The sequence below is a fragment of the Caballeronia udeis genome (assembly GCF_001544555.2).
Lineage (GTDB): Bacteria > Pseudomonadota > Gammaproteobacteria > Burkholderiales > Burkholderiaceae > Caballeronia > Caballeronia udeis.
In genome coordinates, this window is the sequence record NZ_FCOK02000016.1 from 91109 (window position 1) to 113568 (window position 22460).

Genomic DNA, 22460 nt, shown 5'->3' on the forward strand with positions numbered 1-22460 from the left:
GTCAGATTCCTTTTGATTTAAAACCGCGCAGGTCGGCGAGGACCAACTGCCTGAGCGTGTCGACGTTGAGGCGCGCGACGGCGCCCGCGGTGCGCCTCTCGGATGCAGCGGTCTCGTCGCGGGCCGTGCCCGGAAACAGGAGCCGCCGCAGCCGCTTGACTTGTCCTTCCATGACCATGGCCTGACCGGCATGCAGGTCCAGTGCGCCGTAGAACGCCCGAAGACCGTTGCCGGTGCTCATCGGGAGCATGCCGGTGGCCTCGAGCAGACGCGCGCGGGCCTTCGGAGCAATCTGCATCCCCCCTTCTTCCCAAAGCGGCCAATTGATCGAGACCGCATGGCCGCGGCGCTGGCCTGCGCTCGCGAGCGCATTGCGCCGCTGCGCGAATTGGTCCATGAATGCGTTGGCCGTCGCGTAATCGGCTTGACCGACGTTGCCCATCGCCGCGCTGACGGACGAGAACAGCACCAGGAAATCGAGATCGAGCTCGCTCGTCGCTTGATCGAGATGGAACGTCCCGGTGACCTTGGGCTCGAGCACCTCGGCGAACGTGGCCGCGCTCTTGTTGACGATCATGCTGTCGTGCGTCATGCCCGCGCTGTGGATCACGCCGTGCAAGGCGCCGTAGCGGTTCACGATCTCCTTGATGAGCGCGTCGACCGCGTCTGCGCTATTGAGATCGAGCGATTGGTACATGAGCTGGCTCGATGGCACCAAAAGCGGCGAGGCCAGCCGCTCGATCGCCTCGCGCTTCTCGTCGGTCAGTGGCGAACGCCCGGTGAACACGATGCGCGCCGACGGCGTTTGACGCAGGATTTCGCGGGCAAACGTCAGCCCCAAGCCGCCCAAGCCACCTGTGATCAGGTAGACACCGCGATCGCGGATCGCGATGCGCGCTTCGGCCCGCAAGCTCGCCTCCTGCCAGCGCAGCACTCTCAACTGCTCGCCCTCGCATCGGAAAAGCGCTTCCGCGGGCGCGGCACGACAGGCGCGCAGCCGTGCGGCAAGCGTGCGCTCGTCGGCAGCGTCGCCAATCAAAACGAGCTGACCGATCAGGCCTGGCTGCTCGAGGCGCGCGGACCTGATGAGGCCCGACAAGCCCGCCATAAGAGTATCGGCGCCCTCACAGCCGACCGCGATCTGAAACAGCACCTTCCCTTTGACTCTCGCCTGCAGCACTGCCTGAAGCCGCTCGAACGAGGCCACGGCGGCCGCACGGTAGCGCTCGGCCGCACTGAGCGATTGCGGGAGAGCGAGCCGTGTTATCTGCCCGATTTCGGGCGCCGATGACCTGAACCGGTCGATGTCGAGGTGCGGCAGATCACAGAGAACGACCACGTGCTGCACCATCGTGTCCGCCGGCGCCGGAGCGGCAACGGCGCCGGCTGCATCCACCCAGACCGGATGCGCCAGCACGGTGCCGACCTCGGGCGCGTGCAGCACCGACACCCTGGCTGCCGGCTTGTCCGTCTTGGGCGCGGCGGCCGTTTCGATCCAATGCCGTTCGCGAGCAAACGGATAGGTCGGCAGGCTCAAGCGCTTCAGACGCTCGCCTGACGTATGCAACCGGCTCCAGTCGATTTCCGCGCCCGTCACCCAGGCTTTTGCCATGTCGTGCGTGCCGCGCGAGATGTCGTCGTTCCGGTTCTGGTCGGCACCCTTGCGTGCTACCCGAGCGCAATATAGACCCGGCACTTCGCCTTGAGCCGCCACGAACCGGTCAAGCTGCTCCGTCAGCTCGGCGATAGAACGCGTGACGATGGCCAGCCGCTCTTCCACGGGGTCGCGGCCGACCTGCAGCGTATAGGCGAGAGCGTCGAGCTCCACCGCATGCGTGCGCACATGCGCAAGCAGCGATGCGGCGTACGCGCGCAGCCGCTCCTCGTTTTTTGCCGAGAGCACCACGATCTGCTCGGCCTGCGTCTGAACGGGCGCCACCGGCTTCGGCGCGATGTACTCCTCGAGCACCACGTGTGCGTTCGCCCCGCCCCAGCCGAACGAGCTCACGCCCGCCCGGAGCGGCAAAGCGGTGCCGTCCGGTGCGCAGGCGGCTGCCCAAGGCGTTGTCTTGTCGACGATGTAAAACGGGCTGCCGCTCAAATCGACGTACGGATTGAGCTCCTTCAGATGCAGCAGCGCCGGGATCTGCCGATGCTTCATCGCCAGCAGCACCTTGAGCAGGCTGGCGATGCCGGCTGCGGGCTCCAGGTGGCCAATATTGGTCTTGACGGCGCTCAAACCGCAGTGCGGCTTGAGCGGCGCCGGCATGCCATGCTGCTGATACAGATCGCCGAACGATTTCTTCAGCGCCTGAATCTCGATCGGGTCACCCAGGCTCGTGCCGGTGCCGTGGCATTCGATATAGCCGACGGTGCCCGGATCGATTTGCGCTTTCTGGTAGGCCTCGATCAAGAGCTCGGTCTGCGCCTTCGGATTGGGCGCCGTCAGGTTGGTCACGCGGCCGCCATGGTTCTCGGCGGTTGCCTTGATCACGGCGTAAATCGGATTGCCATCAGCTACGGCCTGCGACAAGCGCTTGATCAGGATTGCACCCACGCCCTCACCACGCACGTAACCGTTGGCGTTCTTGTCGAAGGTCTTGCACTTGCCGTCCGGGCTCAACATGCCGGCCGAGCTGAGCGAGATGTGCGCGACAGACGTCAGCATCACCTGCACGCCGCCGACGATGGCCATGTCGCTGCTGCCGGTGTGGATCGACTCGATGGCCCGATGCAGCGCGATCAGCGAGCTTGAGCAGGCCGTGTCGATCGGCGCGCTGGGGCCGCGCAGGTTGAACAGGAACGAGATGCGATTGGCCAGAATCGAATGCGAATTGCCGGATGCCGAATAACCGTCCAAAGAGGTCTGATGCTCCGACAGCACATCAATGTAGTCCTTCGACGAAACGCCCACAAAAAGGCCCGTGCGCGTGCCCGAGAGATCCGACACCTTGTGTCCCGAGTCCTCGATCGCCGTCCATACGGTCTCGATGAAAAGACGTTGCTGCGGATCCATCATCTGCGCTTCGCGCGGCGTGATGCCAAAGAAGAGCGAGTCGAACTTGTCGACCTCCTTCATGAAGCCGCCCCACTTGGAGTAGGACTTGTTGATCTCCTTGACGGGGTCGCCATGCACGTCTTCCCAGATCCAGCGATCGCGCGGAATCTCCGTGACCATGTCGCGGCCGTTCTTGAGGTTGTCCCAGTACTCGCTGAGATCCGCCGACTGCGGCATCACACCGGCGATGCCGACGATGGCAATCGTGTCGTCGATAAAACGGCGCTCCGGCGAGATGCCCGAGCGGCCGGCAGGAGCCGGCTCCTGCCATCCCTTGTCGATCGCGAAGGTGAGCTCCGCGTCCGGGCGCTCAGCCGGCACGGCGGGCGTTGATCGACGGAAACTCGAAGAACAGAACCGGATTGACGTCGAGGCCGTACGTTTCGTTGATGGCGTTGGCGAAGGTCGTAAGACCGATGGAATCGAAGCCGAGATCGAGCAGGATGGCGTCCAGCGAGAGGTCAGCGGCATCGAGCTTGAGCATGGCCGTCACCTTGCCCACCAGCTCCTTGACGACAGCGCCGTACAGATCGGCACCGCCCGCTGCGACCGCGACCGGCGCCCTGGTGACGGATTTCTCGTCGGCAGCGGGAATGGCCTCCTTGCTGCCCAATCCCCACGCTTGCTCGATCTTGGCTTGCACGCCGCACAGCACGGCAATTTGCGAGCGCGCCGACGAGAGGCCGCCGACGAACCCGGCCAGGCCCTCCTCCGTGGTGAGCGGCCGGATGCCCAACGTCTTCCTGAAGAACAGTTCGGTCTGCTCATCGAGCTGCATGCCGCCTTCGGCCCACAGCGACCAGTTGAAGCTCAGTGTATGGCCCGAGCGCATGCCCGCTGCGCGAAGCGCTTCGCGACGAGCAGCAAACGAGTCCATGAAGTGATTGGCGAACGCGTAATCGCATTGGCCCATGTTGCCGCCGAGCGCGGCGAGCGACGAGAAGAGGACGAAGAAGTCCAGCTTCTCATCGCGAGTCGCCTGATCGAGGTGCATGCTGCCGTGAACCTTGGGCGCAAACACCGCGTGCATGTCGTCGCGGGTCTTCTTTCGGATAAGCGAATCGCGCAGCACGCCGGCGCCGTGAATAATGCCGTCGATTCCGCCAAACCTGGCCCTGGCCGCATCGACAACGCGCCGGACGTCATCGGCCTTCGACACATCGGCCGCCAGATACAACACTTCAGCGCCCAGCGCAACGAGCGCGTCGAGCTGCGCCTGGCGTTCGGCTGACAGCGCGGAGCGCCCCGTCAACACAAGGCGTGCCTGGCAAAGCCGGCTCAAATGCTCGGCAAAGATCAGGCCAAGGCCGCCCGCGCCGCCAGTGATCAGATAAACGCCCTTGTGCCTGAGCGCCAGTTCGGTCGAGCCCGCGAGCTCGAAGCGCTTGAGGGTACGGACGTGACGGACGCGCTCCTCGTAGCGAACGGTCGCCGTTGCGTGAACGCCCGAGTCGAACTCGGCCAGTACGGCATCGAGCGTCTGATCCGGATTACGTTGCGCCTGACGGATCTCGAGCACCTGGCAGGCGAACCTCGGGTTCTCGAGATGCAGCGTCCTCACGAACCCGTTGATCGCTTCGTTGTGCGGCTGCAGCGCATTTGCATCGCCGAAGTATGCGTACAGCAGTTGCACATTTGCCGATGGCTTGCATTCGATCAGCCCCTGACAAACCGACAGGAATCCGTACACACCGCGTTCAAGGGCTTCGTCGAGCGCAGCTTCGTCGTCGCTCACTGCACCTTCGGGCCACGCGTAGCAGATCTTCTCAAGGCCCAAGCCATCCCGGCCGAGTGTGGCGAAGAGGCGCGCGAAGTGTTCCGGATTGCGCGGATCGACGACGTAGATGCGATCGCCACGGTCTTCGAACTGTTCGCCGCGCAAGACCAACGCAACGTTGCGGCCGCGTCGCACGCATGCATCGCGCAATTGCATGTCAACATCGAACAGCACGATGGGCGCCGTGCCAGCCGTGCCCGGCCGGCATGGCGCCGTCTCCCACTCATGCGTGTAGTAGAGGGGAACAAACGCATCGTCATTCTGAGCCGGAGCCGAAACCGGCTTCTCATGGACGCGGGTGAGCGCCACGCCCACCGTTTCGCGGATACGGGCCAGCACCTTGCCGCTCTCGTCGACGATCGTCACATCCTCGCGCGACACCCCGGAGCCGGCGCCACGATCGTTCTTGCTCTTTGTGAGGTAGCTGTAGCACACGCGCGTCAACGGATGGAGCACCTCCACTTCGCCAAGCGAATACGGCACCCGCATTTCGCCGCTTGCGCGGCCGAGTTGCGCCACGATGCCGGCCTGCATCGACGCATCGAGCAGGCACGGGTGAAACACGAAGTCCTCGAAATCCGCTTCACGCACTTGCGGCAGCTCGAGCAAACCCAGGACCTCGTCGTCGCTCTTGTAGACCTCGCGCACCACCTGGAAGCTCGGGCCGTAATGCATGCTCAGCGACTTGAAGAGCGGATAAGCCTCCTCCGCGCCGGTGACCCTCGTGCAGCGCGCGCGAATGGCGGCAAGATCGATATGCTCCGGTTTCGCCGCTGTTTCCTCCGCGGTCTCGTAAATCAGCTTGCCCTGCGCGAAGACCGTCTTGCTGCCGTCGTCGCGCTCGGCGAACACTTCGAAGGCCACCGTGTCCGCGCTTGGCTTGAGCTCGACGAATGCCTCGGTGACGCCCGATCCCTGGACCGTCAGCGGACTGATCCAGGTGACGTTGCGGATCTTGCGCACCTTGCGCCCTGCCGCAAGCTCACCCGCTTTGCGCGCGAGGTCGAGGTAGGCCGTACCCGGCAGCGTCGGGATGTCCGACACGACGTGGTCACGCAGGAAAAAGTCGCTTGCGCGGAAGGCCTTCTTGAACAGTTGGCGCTTAAACGTCGATTCGTTGCTGTCGATGAGCGGATGGATCTGCGAGCGCGCCTGCGCCGCGCGCACCTGGCCGCTCGCTTGCACGATCCAATGGCGCTTGTCGGCGAACGGATAAGTCGGCAGCGACGTGCGCCGGCCTGACAGCATGAAACCTTTGCAATCCGGGAGCAGCCCGTCCAGCCACAATTTGGCGAGCCTATGCGGATCGCGGCCTTGCGCAAGCAGGCTGACGAACTGCCCCTTCTCCTCGCGGCTGAGCAGCTTGGTGAAGCCGTCCGCGTTCTTCGCGTGGCCAGTGAGGACGTCCGGATCGCTTTTGCCTGCGAGGAAAACGTCCAGTTTCGCCAGCAGTTCCTTTTGGCTCCTGGCCAGCACCACCATCCGGTGCTCGAAGGACTTCCGGCCGTTTTGCAGCGTATAGGCGATGTCAGTGAGACGATGCGCAACGAAATCGCGCTGCAAATGGGTGTGCAGGCGCGCCGCCATCTCACGCAACTGTTCATCGTTACGCGCCGACAAGGGGAAGAGATAAGTGTCGAGCGACACGTCAGGCTCATCCAACGGCTGCGGGTACGCTTCGAGGACGATATGGGCATTGGCCCCGCCAGCGCCGAACGAACTCACGCCGGCGCGCAGCGGCACCGGGCTCGCACCGACGTGCCGGGGCGTCCAGGCTTGAAGCTGCTGCGGCACGTAGAACGGTGTTTGTTCGAAATCGATCAGCGTATTGGGCTCAGCCGAATGCAGCGACGGCACGATCTGAGCGTACTTCATCTGCAGCAGCACCTTGCTGACGCCAACCACGCCAGCGGCCGCCTCCAGGTGCCCGATATTGGTCTTGACCGAGCCGATCGGACAGGATTGCCGATCGATTTGACTCGATTCGAAGGCGTTCGTGAGGCCCGAGATCTCGATCGGATCGCCCAACTCCGTACCAGTGCCGTGCGCTTCGATGTAGCCGATGGTGTCGGCCGCGACGCCGGCCTTGATCAGCGCAGCCGCGATCACTTCACCCTGCGCCTTGGGGCTCGGCACCGTGTAGCCGCTCGTGCGACCGCCATGATTGACCGTCACGCCTTTGATCACGCCGTAGATATGGTCGCGGTCTTGCAGCGCCTGATCGAGTGGCTTGATGAACAGAGCACCAACGCCCTCCCCGGCCACATAGCCATTAGCGCCGGCGCCGAAAGTGCGGCAGGTCCCATCTGGAGACAGCGCACCGCCTGCCGAGTTGATATCGAACTTGTGCTGATGCAGATCGAGGTTGACGCCACCGACGATGGCGCTCGAACACTCGCCTTGACGAATGGCCTCGCAAGCCAGATGAATCGCGGTCAAGCTCGACGAGCACGCCGTATCGACGCTAAGGCTCGGCCCGTTGAGATTCATCCAGTACGAAACGCGGTTCGCGATGCTCCACAGGAACGAGTTCGGGTTGACATCGCTGCCGGCCAGCTTCTGCTCGACGCCGACGATCTGATACATCGCCCAGACCGCTCCGACAAACACGCCGACATTGCGCGACGCGCCGTCTGCCGCCACTGCCTCCGGGTAATAACCGGCGTCTTCGACGGCTTCCCATGCGACCTCGAGGAACAGGCGCTCCTGCGGGTCCAGCAATTCCGCTTCGCGCGGTGAGATGTTGAAGAACAGCGAATCGAACTTGTCGACAGCCTCAATGAATCCACCGCGGTATTGGCGGTTGAACCCTGCCTGTACCCGCTTCTCGAAGCGATTGGCGGGCATGTCGCCGACGCAGTCGCGGCCCTGGCGCAAGTTGTCCCAGAACTCGTCGAGCGAAGCGGACTTCGGATAGCGGCCCGCCATGCCGACGATGGCGATCTCGCGGTTCGCCGCCCGGACGACGCTCACCGATGGCGCCGGTGCCGTCACCGGCGCCGCGGCAAGGATCGGGGACGACGCGGGTCCAGTCGCAACGACAGCCGCAACGACAGCCGACGAGGCATGGTGATAGCGAATCAAGCCATGCCTGACATGCAGATTGCCGAAAGCCTCTGTGGCACCGCCGCGCGGCGCAATCTCGGGAATGTTGCGGATCTCGTCGAAAAGCCGTGTGAGACGAGCAACCAGTTCCTCCACCTCGGCCGGCTTGAGCCCGACCGGAATCGCCAGCCGGACCAGGTCGTTGATGGCAGAGTTTTTCTGCATGCCCACGCTATGGGCACCGGCGCGGATGCCAGTATTGAGGTAGAGCCACGCGAGGAATGAGGCAACCGGATACGCAAAACCGGCAAACTGTGCGATGCGCTTGACGTCGATCAGCACGCAATGCCCGCCCGCCGGCTCGACGACAGGCACACCGCGTGCGCGCAGCGCCTCCCAGATCGTGCGGGCCGCTTGCGTACGACGTTGCACTTGACGCTCGATCAACGAGTGATTGAGCAACGCGAGGCCGATGAGTTTCTTTTCAATGACGTCGAGCCGGCCGCCGTCGCGATGGAGCCTATCCTGAAGCTTGCGGAACAGGGCTTCGTCGTTCGTCGCGATCATCCCCCCGCGATTGATGCCGAAATCCTTCGTAAGCGCGCCGGTGACAATATCGGCGAAAGCGAGGATCTCCCGCGCCATCGTCAAGACACTCTTACCAGCACCGTCGGCCGCGTGATCGATCAGATACTGTGCGTTCTCGAGCACCCGGGTGCCGTCGATGACGAGCGCGATCGAATGCTGCGCGAGCAGCGTCTTGACCTCGCGCAGGTGTTCGATGGATACCGGATGCCCTCCACTCGCGTTGTTGCAAACTTCGATACAGACGAAGGCGATCTCGTTCGCATGCCGTGCGATTTGCTCCCGCAGCGCATCCAGATTGATGTTGCCCTTGTAGGGCTCGCTCGATTCCGGACGCAGCGCCTGCGGATGAGGCAGCTCGCGCGGCGTGAAGCCCTGATCGATCTGATGGAAGATGCCCGAAGGAAACAACATATTCTGCGGCACCAGACCACGCTTGGGCCAGGCTTTGCAAAGCAGTTGTTCCGCCGTGGCGCCGGAGTCGGTCAGCAAGCAATGGCTGAAGCCGAACACGTCCTTGAGCACGCTCTCGACGTCGAGAGGCTGATGCAGTTGAGCGCGCAGATTGGCCATGCGCCGCGCGACGTATTCGGTTTCCAGCTGCGCCCAGGAGTCCGTTTTCAGATCGAACTCAATCTCCTGCGCGGCAACATTGATCGGATTGAAACCCGCATCGGCCAGGACATGCGAGCGCCCAATACCTTCGAGCACCATCACCTCGCCGGTCTGCATGCCGGCCAATGGCGGCTCGCTCGCCGACGCGCGCGGCGCACCCGGCACCGCCTGGGCCGCGGCAACTGCCACTCCGACGTTATGGTTCTCCTCGTCGGAGGTTTGCGCCTTCGCGGGATCAGCGATCATCATGATGATGTCGATGACGTTGTCGGCCTTGCCGCCGCCGACCGGCCGGCACAGGTAGATCGTGCGGTTCTCCGGACGGAACTTGTTCTTGAACTGCAGATTGCCTTCGTCGTTGAAGATCTTCTGCTTATGCAGATCATCGAGAATCCGATCGACCTCCGGGTCGGCGCTCTCCCCGGTTGTCAGTCTTATGCCGTAGGTGCCGCCCAGGCTGAGCATGTTGCATCCCTCGGCGGCTAGCGCCGAGATGATGTTGACGATCGCATACTCGAGTCCGCCGAGCGGCATGTCGTCCGAATAGAACTCGAGATCCATCAAATAGCCATTCAGCGAGGCCGCAAGCGGCGAAAGCAGAATGGCGTTTTGCAGCACGTCATCGAGATAGGTCAGGAACAGACGATGCTGCGAATCCAGGCGTGCGGCAAGAATTTCCTCTTTGACGATATGGACCAGTGGGTTGACCATGGGCTTGGTCGCGCACCACAGATCGATGACACGGGCAATGTCCTGGTCCACCGCCGGATCAGTGCCGCACCGATACTCGACGGTGCGGCAGGCGCCAGCCTTCTCGAACTTGGAAACCTGATACCGAAGGCGGCGCATTGCGCCGCCTTCGAGCGAGAACGCGCGAATATCCAGCACGCGCTGCAAGGCGCCGAACGGCGTGGCGGAGAACTCGACGCCATCGATCGTGCCGATTGATTGGTCGGTAAAGATATTGAGCTGGTAGGCCTTCTGGTTGCAGTAGCTGTTCAGCTCCCCTGCTATTTCAGTGAAATAGTCTGACGGTCCGGTATAGGCATAGACGAGAAGAAGATTCTTCGTGCGGCTGTAGTTGAAGTAGCCTCGCTTCGCACTGCCGATGAACAGATTCGGTGCGATGTTGCGGGTGCCGCGTGAAGCGCCGCCCTCATTCCTATAGGTCACCGAGAGTTCCGCGACCACCGCCTGCAGCTCGGGGTGCTTCGGCAGATTCTTTTCCAAAACGCGAAGGCTCGAAGCTTGCACGGGCGCAGGCTGACTCACGACGGCTACACTGACCTGCGCTGGCGCCGAAGGTGCTCCAAGCACCTCGGGCGCACGCGTACTGAACTTGGCTGACAACGTAGCCCCGTGCTTGTCGGCGAAGTAGCGCGCAAGCGATTCAACGTTGAAATATTCGAACAGCAGGGTCTTGGGCAGCGTGCCGAAGTCCTCTTCCAGCGTTTTGATGAGCTTCAGGACGCGGAACGAGTCGATCCCCAACTCTCCGAACGGCGCCGAACCATCGAAGTCCAACAGCTGCCCGCCAATAGCCTCCGCCACGAGCGACTTGAGATAGGACAGCGTCAGCTCCAGCAACTGTTCATGATTGAGCATTTCGTTCCGGGTCAATGGGATTCACTAAATGTAATTAGCATACCTTCTCATATAAATCGGCTACCCAATTAATCCCTGATCCATTATTCTTGTTCTCGCAGCCACGGCGACTGTAGCAGATGATTTTTGTGTGGCTTCTGAGCAATGCGAAGCAGCGCGGCATCGCGCGCACCTGCAAAACTTCGCGTTCTCGCGCTCAGCTTCGCACCTGCATGCCGGCATACAACATGCGGCCGCTATAGTGCTCGGGCTGTTCTTGAAAGGTCGAATTCAACTTCCATCTTGATTTCAAGATGTCTGAATTAAAGACTAAAACGATTTTCACCTACATGACAAAAATGTCTTCTTAATGACTGCAAGCGTTGTTCGTCTTTAATTAACCTCCTTAAGGAGTGAGTCGAATGAGCGAAGGGTCGCGGCGCAGAGCTCGCGAAGAGATCAGGCTGCGCGCGTCGCTCGTGCTGTGTGCCATATTCGTCGCCTCCGTCTTTTCGGCTTGCACCGTGGGGCCGGATTTTCGGCATCCAGCGGCGCCGAACGCCGAGGGCTACACGTCTGCGCCATTACCGGCGCAGACGGTCGAAACGCCTGGCGCGTCCGGCGCATCGCAGCGTTTCGCCCCTGGCGAGAATATTCCGGCTGCCTGGTGGACGCTGTTTCATTGCGAACCGCTCGACGCGTTAATCCGCCAGGCGCTCGCCGACAGTCCCAACATCACGGCTGCGCAAGCCGCATTGCGTCAGTCCCGCGAGAATTACGCCGCGCAAAGGGGCGCCACCTTGCTGCCGGGCGTTGACGCGCAACTGGGTGCGCAGCGCCAGAAGCTGACTGGATTGACGTTCGGACAACCTGGCTTCAGCGAAGACCTGAACCTGTACAACGCGTCGGTCAACGTATCGTACAACCTCGATCTGTTCGGCAGCGGGCGACGCCAGCTCGAGTCGCTGAAAGCGCAGATCGACTACCAGAACAACCAACTGCAAGGCGCCCATCTCACGCTCACGGCCAATATCGTGACCGCCGCAGTGCGTGAGGCTTCGCTGCGCGCACAGATCGAGGCGACCGAGCAAATTGTCGCCAGTGAGCAGGATCAGCTCGACGTGTTGCGCAAGCAATTCGAGGTTGGCGGCGTGGCGCGCACGGCCGTGCTCGCACAGCAGACCCAGCTCGCCCAAACGTCCGCGACACTGCCGCCGCTGCGCGACTCGCTCGACCAGGTGCGTCACCAACTCGCTGCACTCGCAGGGCGGCTGCCGAGCGATGCCACCGTGCCTGAATTCCGCCTCGACATGTTCACGCTGCCGGACACATTGCCGGTCAGCTTGCCGTCGGCGCTGGTGCGGCAACGGCCCGACATCCTCGCCTCGGAGGCGCTGCTGCATCAGGCAAGCGCAAAAGTTGGCGTTGCGACCGCGGCGCTCTACCCGCAGCTGACGCTATCGGCCAGCTATGGCGCCCAGTCGCTTACGCCTGCACAACTGTTTGGTGCAGGCAGCGCGATCTGGAGCCTCGGCGCAGGCCTCACGCAACCCCTCTTCCACGGCGGCCAATTGCAGGCAGAAAAACGCGCCGCCCAGGCCGCCTATGAACAGGCGGATGCTCAGTATCGCGAAACAGTGCTTCTCGCCTTCCAGAATGTCGCCGACGCACTGCGCGCGCTCGACCATGACGCTCAAGCCCTGCATGCGCAAACCGACGCCTCCGGCGCCGCGCGCGACTTGCTTACGCTCACGCGCGACCAGTACAAGATCGGCTCCGTGGGTTATTTGTCGTTGGTTGACGCGCAGCGGCAATACCAGCAAACGGTCGTAAGCCTTGCCCAATCTCGCGCCGCGCGTTATGCGGACACGGCGGCGCTGTTCCAGGCGCTCGGCGGCGGATGGTGGACGGGGGAAGACACAGGACAACCCGGAGCACAGCAGGTACAGGAGAGTGACCAATGACAACCACGACGACCAGGATAACCACCACGACATCTGCGCCGGGCAACCGGCGGCTGCGCAAGCGGATGACGGTGATGCTGATCTTGATCTGCCTGCTGTTCGGCCTCCTGGTCGCCTTCAACATCGTCAAGACGAAAATGATCGCGAAGTACATGGCGACCTATGCGAACGCCCCGGTCACCGTGAGCGCGACGCGCGCGACCTATCAGACCTGGCAGCCGCGGATCGCCGCGGTGGGCAACATTCGTGCCGCCCAGGGCGTCGAAGTCACGACCGAAGTGGCGGGACTCGTTCGTCAGGTCAATTTCAAGTCTGGCGAAGTGAAGGCCGGCCAGGTCCTCGTGCGCCTGACCGACGACGCCGACGTGGCCCAGCTTCAATCGCTGAAAGCCGCGGCGGACCTCGCGCAGACCATCTATAACCGCGACAAGGCCCAATACGAATTCAAAGCGATCGCGAAGGCAACCCTCGACGCCGATGCCGCCGACCTGCGCGGCAAGAATGCACAGGTCGCGCAACAGCAGGCGGTGCTCGACAAAAAGACGATCCGCGCGCCGTTCTCGGGGCGCCTCGGCATCACGAAGATCAACCCTGGCCAGTATTTGAATCCGGGCGACGCTATCGTCACGCTTCAAGCGCTCGAGCCGGTTTACGCGGACTTCCACGTGCCGCAAGAGCAGCTCGGCAAGCTTGCGCTGGGCCAGGCGATCACCGTCGACAGCGGCGCTCACGGCGAAAAAACGCGCCTGGGCACGATCACGTCGATTGACCCAAAGGTGGACAGCGCAACACGTCAAGTGCAGGTGGAAGCACGCGTGGACAATCACGATCAGAAACTGTTGCCGGGCATGTATGCAAATGTGGAGATCGAAGCGGGCACGACCGAGCGCTACCTGACGTTGCCGCAAACCGCCCTCACCTACAACTCGTATGGTGCGACGGTGTTCGTCGTCAAGCCAGGTACACAGCCGGACGAGAAAGGCAAAGTCCTGCCTGTTGCCGAGCAGGTGTTCGTCACACCGGGCGCCACGCGCGGCGACCAGGTCGCCATCTTGACGGGTGTCCCGGACGACACGCAGGTGGTCACGAGCGGGCAAATGAAGCTCAAGAACGGTACGCAGCTGCTGATCGACAACAGCGCGAATCCCGCGAACGATGCCAACCCGACACCGCAGGACCATTGAAGGCAGCACGATGAACTTTACGGACATCTTCATTCGACGGCCGGTGCTCGCATTGGTCATCAGCCTGCTGATCCTCGTGCTAGGGCTGCGCGCGCTTGCCGTGCTGCAAGTCAGCGAATTTCCGAAAACGCAAAATGCGGTCGTCGTCGTCATGACGACCTACCCCGGCGCCCCCGCCAAAACGGTCGCCGGCTTCATCACGCAACCGCTCGAAGCCGCGATCGCGCAAGCACAGGGCATCGACTATCTCTCGTCGACGAGCACCACGGGCGTCTCGACGATCACCGCCACGCTGCGGCTCAACTACGATGCGAACCGTGCGCTGACCGAGATCAGCACGCAGATCCAGTCAATCAAGAATCAGCTTCCGCCGCAATCGCAGCAGCCGGTGCTGACGGTGCAGGTCGGACAAACGACCGACGCCATGTACATCGGTTATTACAGCAACGTGCTGCCCGCCAACGACATCACCGACTACTTGCTGCGCGTAGTGAAGCCGAAGCTGGATGCAATCGAAGGCGTGCAAGGAACCGAAATGCTCGGCGACCGGCGCTTTGCAATGCGCGCCTGGCTCGACCCGAGGCGCCTCGCCGCGCACAACGTGACGGCGTCCGACGTCAGTACAGCGCTCGCCAACAATAACTACCTGACCACCCTCGGCACAACCAAGGGGCAGATGGTCAACGTCGATCTGAGCGCCGGCACTGATCTGCATACGGTCGACGACTTCAAGCGCCTCGTCGTCAAGCAACAAAACGGTGTTCTCGTGCGGCTCGAGGATGTTGCCAAGGTCGAGCTCGGCGCCGACAACTACGACTCCAACGTCTCCCTCGACGGCAAGCGTTCGGTGTTCATCGGCATCAAGGTCGCGCCCGGCGCCAACGCACTGGACATCGCAAAGCGTGTGCACGCGGTGTTCCCGAGCCTGCAGAAAGAGCTTCCGACGGGGCTCACTGGAAAGATTGTCTACGACACGACGGAGTTCATCGAAAAATCGGTCGACGAGGTGGTCAAGACGCTCATCGAGGCGTTCCTGATCGTCACGGCAGTCGTCTTCCTCTTCCTCGGCAATATGCGCGCGGTGATCATTCCCGTCATCACGATACCGATTTCGCTGATCGGCACGTTTTTCGTGATGCAGGTGCTTGGCTATTCCCTGAATCTGCTGACGCTGCTCGCGCTCGTGCTGGCGATCGGCCTTGTGGTCGACGACGCGATCATCATCGTCGAGAACGTCGACCGCCACATGAGAGAGGGAGGCAAATCGCCCCTGGAGGCAGCGCGCATGGCGGCACGTCAGCTGTGCGGGCCGATCATCGCGATGACTGTCGTGCTGATTGCGGCTTACGTTCCAATAGGCATCCAGGGCGGCCTGACCGGCGCCCTCTTCACGGAGTTCGCGTTCACGCTTGCGGGTGCCGTGACGATCTCGGGAATCGTTGCGCTGACGCTGTCGCCCATGATGTGCTCCCGCATCCTGCGCAAGGAGCGGCCGGGGCGGCTCATAGAGTTTATCGATCGTCAGTTGGCTCGCGTGCATCGCCTCTATGCGCGCACGCTCAAGGGCTCACTCGATACGTGGCCTGTGCTCGCCGTGATGGGCGTGCTGATGCTCGGCGGGCTCGTGTATCTGTTTTCAACGTCGACATCGGAGCTCGCACCGCAAGAAGATCTGGGCATCGTGATGGCGCAGGTCCAGGGCCCGCCCAATGCGACGATCCAGCAGATGCAGACCTACGCGGACCAGGTGTACTCGATCGCGAAGAAGGAACCCGAATTCGAGCAGATGTTCGAGTTCACCGGCACACCCACCATGAACCAGGTCATCGGCGGCATGCTGTTGAAGACGTGGGACAAGCGCAAGAGGGACGCCACCCAGGTGCAGCGGGATCTGATGCAGAAGTTTTCGGTGGTGGCCGGTGCGCGCGTCGCGGCGTTCCAGATGCCTCCCCTGCCCGGCTCGCAAGGCTTGCCTATGCAATTCGTGATCACGACGACGGAGCCGATCGCAAATCTGGACGAGGTGGCGCAGGCGGTGTTGAAGACAGCTAACGACAGCGGCATGTTCTTTTTCGTTGACAGCGATCTGAAAATCGATAGACCGCAATCGACGCTCGTCATCGACAGTGACAAAGTCGCCTCGCTCGGGCTCACGCAAAGCGATATTGGCCAGACGCTCAGCGATGCGCTCGGCGGTGCCTACGTCAACTACTTTTCAATCGACGGACGCTCGTACAAAGTGATCCCTCAGGTGCTGCAAACGGACCGTCTGAACCCGTCGCAGGTGCTCGACTACCATCTGCGTACGCCTGACGGCAGCATCATCCCGGTGTCGACGGTCGCGCACTTCGAGAAGAGTGTCGTACCGGAATCGACCAACCACTTCCAGCAGCTCAACTCGGCAACGATCTCGGGCGTCACGCTTCCGGGCCTTTCGCAAGGCAAGGTGCTCGACTTCTTGCGCGAAGCGCTGGCGCAGGCCGCGCCAAACGGGGGCTACGCGGCCGACTATGCCGGACAGTCGCGGCAGTACATGCAGGAATCCGGCGGATTCGCCGCGACGCTGCTGTTCGCAACGCTTATCGTCTTCCTTGTGCTCGCCGCACAATATGAAAGCTTCCGCGATCCGATCGTGATTCTCGTGTCGGTCCCGATGGCGTTGTTCGGCGCGATGATTTTCATCAACGTCGGCCTCACGTCGCTGAACATCTACACGCAGGTCGGGCTCGTGACACTGATGGGGCTGATCAGCAAGCACGGGATTCTCATCGTGCAGTACGCGAACGAACTGCAGCGCGCCGGACACTCCAAGCGTGAAGCACTGGAAGAAGCGGCGGGCGTACGGTTGCGGCCGATCCTGATGACGACTGCGGCGATGGCGCTTGGCGCGGTGCCGCTGCTTGTCGCCTCGGGCGCGGGCGCTGCAGGCCGCAACGCGATGGGGCTCGTGATCTTCGCCGGCCTGACGATCGGCACGCTCTTCACGCTGTTTGTCGTGCCGGCTATGTACCTGTTTCTTGCACCCGATCGTCATAAGCAAGCGCGTGCGGTACAGCCAGCGGTGCAGAGCTTAGAGATATAGCTAAGGCCCATTCTGACAGCGTCCGCTCGCTCTCGTGCGAGGCGCCTCAAACGTCGCCAGATTGGGAATTCCCGCAGCTCGCACACATCGTAACCATGAAATCATTGTGCATCTACAACACGCTCACGCGTGACAAGCAAGCTTTCGTGCCGCGCCGCGCAGGTGAAGTGCGAATGTACGTCTGCGGGATCACGGTCTACGACTATTGCCATATCGGACATGCGCGGATGATGGTCGTGTTCGATGTCGTGCAGCGGTGGTTACGCACGCTCGGATACCGCGTGACATACGCGCGCAATATTACGGATATCGACGACAAGATCATCCGCCGTGCGATCGAAAATCGCGAGACGATCAGATCGCTCACGGACCGCTTCATCGCAGCAATGCACGAGGATGCCGACGCGCTCGGCGTGGCGCGTCCCGACATCGAACCACGAGCGACCGAGTACGTTGCGCCGATGCTCGGCATGATCGGGAAGCTCGAGGCGAACGGGTATGCCTACCGGGCGACGGACGGCAACGTCAATTACGCCGTGCGCAAGTTCGCGTGTTACGGCGCGCTCTCGGGCAAGTCGCTCGAAGACCTCCGTGCCGGTGAACGCGTCACCGCAAACGAGGCCAAGGAAGATCCGCTCGACTTTGTGCTGTGGAAACCCGCGAAGCCCGGGGAGCCGGAGGGATCGAGCTGGGATTCACAGTACGGACCCGGGCGCCCGGGTTGGCATATCGAGTGCTCGGCGATGAGCTGCGCGCTGCTCGGCGAGCATTTCGACCTGCACGGCGGCGGACAGGATCTGCAGTTTCCGCACCACGAAAACGAGATCGCGCAAAGCGAGGGGGCGACGGGGCAGAGGTTCGTCAATTACTGGATGCACAACGGGTTCGTGAAAATCGACGACGAGAAGATGTCGAAGTCGCTCGGCAACTTCTTTACGATTCGCGAGGTGATCGCGAAGTACGATCCCGAGGTTGTGCGCGTCTTCATCGCGCGTGCGCATTATCGGTCGCCGCTCAATTACAGCGACGTGCACCTCGACGATGCACGCGCGGCGCTCACGCGTCTTTATACCGCGCTGAAGGATGTGAGCCCCGACGGGGGCGAACTCGACTGGAACGAGGAACATGCCGTGCGTTTTCGCGCGGCGATGAACGACGACTTCAATACGCCGGTTGCCGTGTCGGTGCTGTTCGAGCTCGCCAGCGGCGTCAATCGCACACGCGACGCTGCGCTCGCGCGTCAGCTACGGGCGTTGGCGCAGACGATCGGCCTGCTTGGCCGTGCACCGCGGGCTTTCCTCCAGCAAGCGGCGGGCGATGTCGGGGCGGTGCTCGACGCGACGGCGGTCGAGGCGAAGATCGCCGAGCGTACCGCCGCGAAGCGGGCCAAGAATTATGCGGAGGCAGACGGGATTCGCGCACAATTGCTCGAGGCCGGGGTTGCGCTTGAAGACAAACCGGGCGGGCTGACCGAGTGGCGCCGCGCATGAGCGTTGATTCTTTCGCACCCTCGCCTGCTGGTTCGACGCCAGGCCTGCTGCGCCAGGGGCTAGCGGTGTTTCCTATGATCCGGAGGGCCATGTCGCGAGCGATAAGGAGCTCGACATTGCCTGTTCATGTCTTGCCGCCGTCCGTTGCGACCCGCAATTGCAGGCCGTTGCCGCCGATCAGCTTGTAAGGCCGATCCCATGCCTTCGCCGCCGCTGCTTTTGCCGCGTCAGGCTTGTTCATTTCCTGTCTCCCGTGTCCGGCGCGTGTCCGAAAAAAATCACTATCACGTCGATTGCCGGGCGTTTCTTCATCCTTTCTCCAGCTTTCATTGTGTAAAAAATACCGTTAATTAGGCGGTCCATAAAAAGCCTAAAGAATTGCCGGGAGTTGCCGTAGTTAGCGAGAGTGAGACCTTGTTCTCACGTCGAGTGCACAACTGCGGCCATCGGACAGTGCTTGCCGATGAACAAATCACCTCGAGGTCATGACGGTATGGGAATTCTTGGAAACACCTTCAGCACGTTCTTCCGCAGCCACGGGCGGTCACACCCCGGCATGGCGCAGAAGCTTGAACGCGCGCTTCGGCGCGAAGGCGACTTGAAACGCGAACTGACGCAATTGCAGGTCAGGATGTCGTCGAATGCACCGGACATCGACGTCAGGATGGACCTGATGAAATTCGACGTCGCGCAGGAAAAAGCAGCAGTCGCGAGTTTGACCGCGGCGCTGCTCAGCGCGCAGGAAGACCTGGAACTCGAGAAAGCGAACCGGTCGGCTGCAATTCATCTTTTGAAGAAACACGGCACGATCGATGGCGTTTCTTACGCGAGTTTTACGCGCGAGCAACGGGTCGAGCTGATTGCCGTGGCAATGGATGAAGTCGCCGGGAAAGAGACAACCAGCCGGTGGCGGGCGCGCTCGCCGGCTAGTGCGAAGTCGGGATCGTCGGGTCGGGGCAAGGGGTCGTAAGGGCATATCTTTAGCTGGTTTTGATATTTAAGATCTGCGTCAGCCGATGTTAGCCTTTGAAGCTACCGGCAGCGTCCTGAAGCGTCTCTTCACGCACTGCCCCACCGTGCGAATCAACGAGGAGCGTCTTCCGTGAGCGTCGAATTCATTGGCATGATCCAGCAGCAAAAAGTGTCGGAAACGCATTTGGCGCGCGGTCCGGCAATCGATATAGACTACCTCCGCGACTTCGCCCAGGCGCACGAAAAAGCCGGTTTCGACCGCATTCTCGTGCCCTATCAATCGACCAGTCCCGACGCCATGCTGACCGTCGCCTACGCGGCCGGCGTCACGCAGCGCATCCACTTCATGCTCGCGCATCGCCCCGGTTTCGTCGCGCCAACCCTGGCCGCGCGCCAGCTCGCCACACTCGATCAACTGAGCGGCGGCCGGCTAGCGGTCCACTTCATCTCGGGCGGCAGCGACGTCGAGCAACGTCGCGACGGCGACTTTCTCTCGCACGACGAACGCTACGCCCGCACCGACGAATATCTGCAGATCCTGCGACGCGTGTGGACCGAATCCGAACCCTTCGATCACGAAGGCCGCTACTACCGCTTCAAAAAAGCTTTCTCCGAAGTAAAGCCCAAGCAAACCCCGTACGTGCCGATCTATTTCGGCGGTGCATCGGCGCCGGCTATTGAAGTCGCGGGCAAGCACGCGGACGTCTACGCGCTGTGGGGCGAATCGAAGGAACAGGTGCGCGAACAGGTCACCCGCGTTCGCGCTGAAGCGGCCAGACATGGACGCAACGTGCGCTTCTCCGTATCGTTCCGGCCAATTCTTGCGGCGACCGAAAAGGCCGCCTGGGAACGCGCCGAACACATCCTTGCTGAAACGCGGCGGCTGCGTGCGTTGCAAGGTCTTGGTGAAGCAACGCCGCAGCAAAGCGAAGGCGCGCGCCGCCTGCTGGCTGCAGCGGGCGACGGCGTACGTGCAGACGATCGCCTGTGGACCGGCGTGGCGAAGGAGATTGGCGGCCGCTCGAATTCAACGGCGCTCGTTGGCACCCCGGCTCAAGTGGCGCAAACGCTGGCCGAATATCACGCACTCGGCGTCACCACGTTCCTGATTCGCGGCTTCGATCCGCTGGAAGACGCGCTCGATTACGGCCGCGAGTTGATCCCGGCCACGCGTGAACTGACCTCGCAAATAGCACACGCTGCGTGAAGCCGCACTAAACGATAAGCCATGTAAAACTGCGCGGATTTATCCATCAGCATTCATGTGTACGGTGCGAACACCGGCGGCATCTCGCGGCACGTCTACCCCCTCGACGGTCCGCCGAAACCCTTCGTCTCGGGCTATACGAACGACACGCTTCCCAACCTCTGGAACCTCTCGAAGGAACGACTCGACTCATGAGCGCCATCCCCCAGCGCAGCTTCAACGACGTGCGCGACGCCCTGCTTTCAAAGCGCGAAATAGCCTTCCTTGATGTTCGCGAAGAAGATCCGCACGCGCAACGTCATCCGTTGTTTGCAGCGAACCTGTCGCTGTCCAAGATCGAACTCGAAGCGTTGACGAAGCTGCCGCGCAAGACCGTGCCGATCGTTCTGCTTGACGACGGCGAAGGTCTCGCGGAACGCGCCGCACGACGGTTTGAAGAACTCGGCTATACCGATGTTGCGCTGCTCGAAGGCGGTCTGAAAGGCTGGGAACGTGCGGGCGGCGAAGTGTTCCGCGATGTCAACGTGCCGAGCAAGGCGTTCGGCGAGTTCGTGGAAGCGAAGCGGCATACGCCGGCGTTATCGGCTGAAGCCGTCGATGCGTTGCTGAAAAGCGGCGAGGACGTAGTCGTGCTGGACGCGCGCCGCTACGACGAATATCAGACGATGAACATCCCGGGCAGCATCAGCGTGCCGGGCGCCGAACTCGTGTTGCGCGCCCGCGCACTTGCGCCCGATCCCAGGACGCGCGTGATCGTGAATTGCGCGGGGCGTACGCGCAGCATCATCGGTACGCAGTCGCTGGTGAATGCCGGCCTTCCGAACCCGGTGGCGGCATTGCGCAACGGCACGATCGGCTGGCTGCTTGCGGGCCAATCGCTCGCGCATGGCAGCGCGCGGCAGTTCGGCACCGACGACGGCCGTGCCGACGACGCATCGCGCGAATCCGCTCGCGCCGTAGCCGATCGCGCGGGCGTGAAACGCACGACGCTGGTGGAGGCGCAACGCTGGGCTGACGACGCGGAACGCACAACCTATCGCTTCGATGTCCGCACGCCCGCCGAATACGAACACGCGCATGCAGCGGGTTTTCAAGGCGCGCCGGGCGGCCAGCTCGTGCAGGAAACAGAGATGTTTGCGCCGGTCCGAGGCGCCCGCGTGGTCCTCTTCGACGACGACGGCGTGCGCGCCAACATGACGGCGTCGTGGCTCGCGCAGATGAACAATGACGTGTATGTGATCGACGGCGCGACGAGCACGGATCTCACTGAACAAGGCCCGTGGCGCGCCGCGAAACCGCTGCCCGCAGCCACGCCCACGATCACCGCAAAAGAACTCGCCGCCCTGCTCGACGATCCCGCAAGCCAGACCATCGTGCTCGACTTCACCGCGAGCGCGAACCACGTGAGGGGACACATCCCGGGCGCATGGTGGACCGTGCGCTCGCGGCTTGCGCTCGACCTGCCCGCATTGCCGGACGCGAAGCAATACGTGCTCACGTGCGGCTCAGGCGCGCTTGCCGCGTTCGCCGGGCCGGAAGTGGCGGCGCTCACATCGAAGCCGGTCCTGTTGCTCGAAGGCGGAACCGCTGCCTGGACTGCGGCAGGCTTGCCGCTTGCCAAGGGCGAGACCCATTTGGCGTCGCCGCGCATAGACCGGTATCGGCGCCCGTATGAAGGCACCGACGCTCCCCGCGAAGCAATGAACGCGTACCTTGAATGGGAATACGGCCTCGTTGCGCAACTGGAACGTGACGGCACGCACGGCTTCTTCGCAATCTGAAGCGAAAGGTCTGACGCATAAGGTCTGACGCGGCCCGGTCCGCGTCATTCCAATCCCGGCGATTAGCAAAGCAGAACAATGCGTTTGTCTAATGCCGCGGCGAATCGTATCGTGAA

9 protein-coding genes and 1 pseudogene are annotated in these 22460 nt (G+C 62.3%); 8 read left to right on the plus strand and 2 right to left on the minus strand.

Annotated features, from left to right (window positions below):
• Position 1: 1 nt before the first annotated feature.
• Both AWB69_RS14130 and AWB69_RS14135 read right to left on the minus strand, forming a co-directional pair.
• Positions 2 to 3379, minus strand: coding sequence for a type I polyketide synthase (locus tag AWB69_RS14130; RefSeq protein WP_062085620.1), 3378 nt, complete (start codon positions 3377 to 3379; stop codon positions 2 to 4).
• Positions 3369 to 10685, minus strand: a complete 7317-nt coding sequence (locus AWB69_RS14135; RefSeq protein ID WP_062085621.1) for an SDR family NAD(P)-dependent oxidoreductase — start codon at positions 10683 to 10685, stop codon at positions 3369 to 3371. The genes AWB69_RS14130 and AWB69_RS14135 overlap by 11 nt, the downstream gene beginning before the upstream one ends.
• Positions 10686 to 11086: 401 nt before the next feature.
• Here AWB69_RS14135 and AWB69_RS14140 point away from each other — a divergent pair, with 401 nt between their 5' ends.
• From AWB69_RS14140 to AWB69_RS14170, 8 genes and pseudogenes are all read left to right on the plus strand, one after another.
• Positions 11087 to 12628: an efflux transporter outer membrane subunit gene (locus AWB69_RS14140; protein WP_082913391.1), complete on the plus strand. Its 1542-nt coding sequence runs from the start codon at positions 11087 to 11089 to the stop codon at positions 12626 to 12628.
• Positions 12625 to 13812, plus strand: coding sequence for an efflux RND transporter periplasmic adaptor subunit (locus AWB69_RS14145; protein WP_456236556.1), 1188 nt, complete (start codon positions 12625 to 12627; stop codon positions 13810 to 13812). Before AWB69_RS14140 ends, AWB69_RS14145 begins: the two co-directional genes overlap by 4 nt.
• A gap of 10 nt (positions 13813 to 13822) precedes the next feature.
• Positions 13823 to 16894: an efflux RND transporter permease subunit gene (locus tag AWB69_RS14150; RefSeq protein ID WP_062085628.1), complete on the plus strand. Its 3072-nt coding sequence runs from the start codon at positions 13823 to 13825 to the stop codon at positions 16892 to 16894.
• A 95-nt stretch (positions 16895 to 16989) separates the two neighbouring features.
• Positions 16990 to 18384: a cysteine--tRNA ligase gene (gene cysS, locus AWB69_RS14155; protein ID WP_062085629.1), complete on the plus strand. Its 1395-nt coding sequence runs from the start codon at positions 16990 to 16992 to the stop codon at positions 18382 to 18384.
• 463 nt (positions 18385 to 18847) lie between these two features.
• Positions 18848 to 19354 carry a hypothetical protein gene (locus AWB69_RS14160; RefSeq protein WP_156528849.1) on the plus strand — a complete coding sequence of 169 codons (507 nt, stop codon included), beginning with the start codon at positions 18848 to 18850 and terminating at the stop codon, positions 19352 to 19354.
• A 132-nt stretch (positions 19355 to 19486) separates the two neighbouring features.
• Positions 19487 to 20563 (plus strand): LLM class flavin-dependent oxidoreductase, encoded by a 1077-nt coding sequence (locus AWB69_RS14165; protein WP_062085633.1) that lies wholly within the window; start codon positions 19487 to 19489, stop codon positions 20561 to 20563.
• Between the two features lie 39 nt (positions 20564 to 20602).
• Positions 20603 to 20758, plus strand: a pseudogene (locus AWB69_RS49325) (cysteine dioxygenase); the annotation flags it as partial.
• Positions 20755 to 22344, plus strand: coding sequence for a rhodanese homology domain-containing protein (locus AWB69_RS14170; RefSeq protein WP_062085635.1), 1590 nt, complete (start codon positions 20755 to 20757; stop codon positions 22342 to 22344). The pseudogene AWB69_RS49325 and the gene AWB69_RS14170, both read left to right, overlap by 4 nt.
• Positions 22345 to 22460 lie beyond the last annotated feature (116 nt).

What these genes read in the sequence shown, in the direction of transcription:
- AWB69_RS14135 (WP_062085621.1), bottom strand. Translation starts at nt 10,685, where the DNA reads ATGCTCAATCATGAACAGTTGCTGGAGCTGACGCTGTCCTATCTCAAG.
- AWB69_RS14140 (WP_082913391.1), top strand. Translation starts at nt 11,087, where the DNA reads ATGAGCGAAGGGTCGCGGCGCAGAGCTCGCGAAGAGATCAGGCTGCGC.
- AWB69_RS14145 (WP_456236556.1), top strand. Translation starts at nt 12,625, where the DNA reads ATGACAACCACGACGACCAGGATAACCACCACGACATCTGCGCCGGGC.
- AWB69_RS14150 (WP_062085628.1), top strand. Translation starts at nt 13,823, where the DNA reads ATGAACTTTACGGACATCTTCATTCGACGGCCGGTGCTCGCATTGGTC.
- cysS (WP_062085629.1), top strand. Translation starts at nt 16,990, where the DNA reads ATGAAATCATTGTGCATCTACAACACGCTCACGCGTGACAAGCAAGCT.
- AWB69_RS14160 (WP_156528849.1), top strand. Translation starts at nt 18,848, where the DNA reads ATGAACAAATCACCTCGAGGTCATGACGGTATGGGAATTCTTGGAAAC.
- AWB69_RS14170 (WP_062085635.1), top strand. Translation starts at nt 20,755, where the DNA reads ATGAGCGCCATCCCCCAGCGCAGCTTCAACGACGTGCGCGACGCCCTG.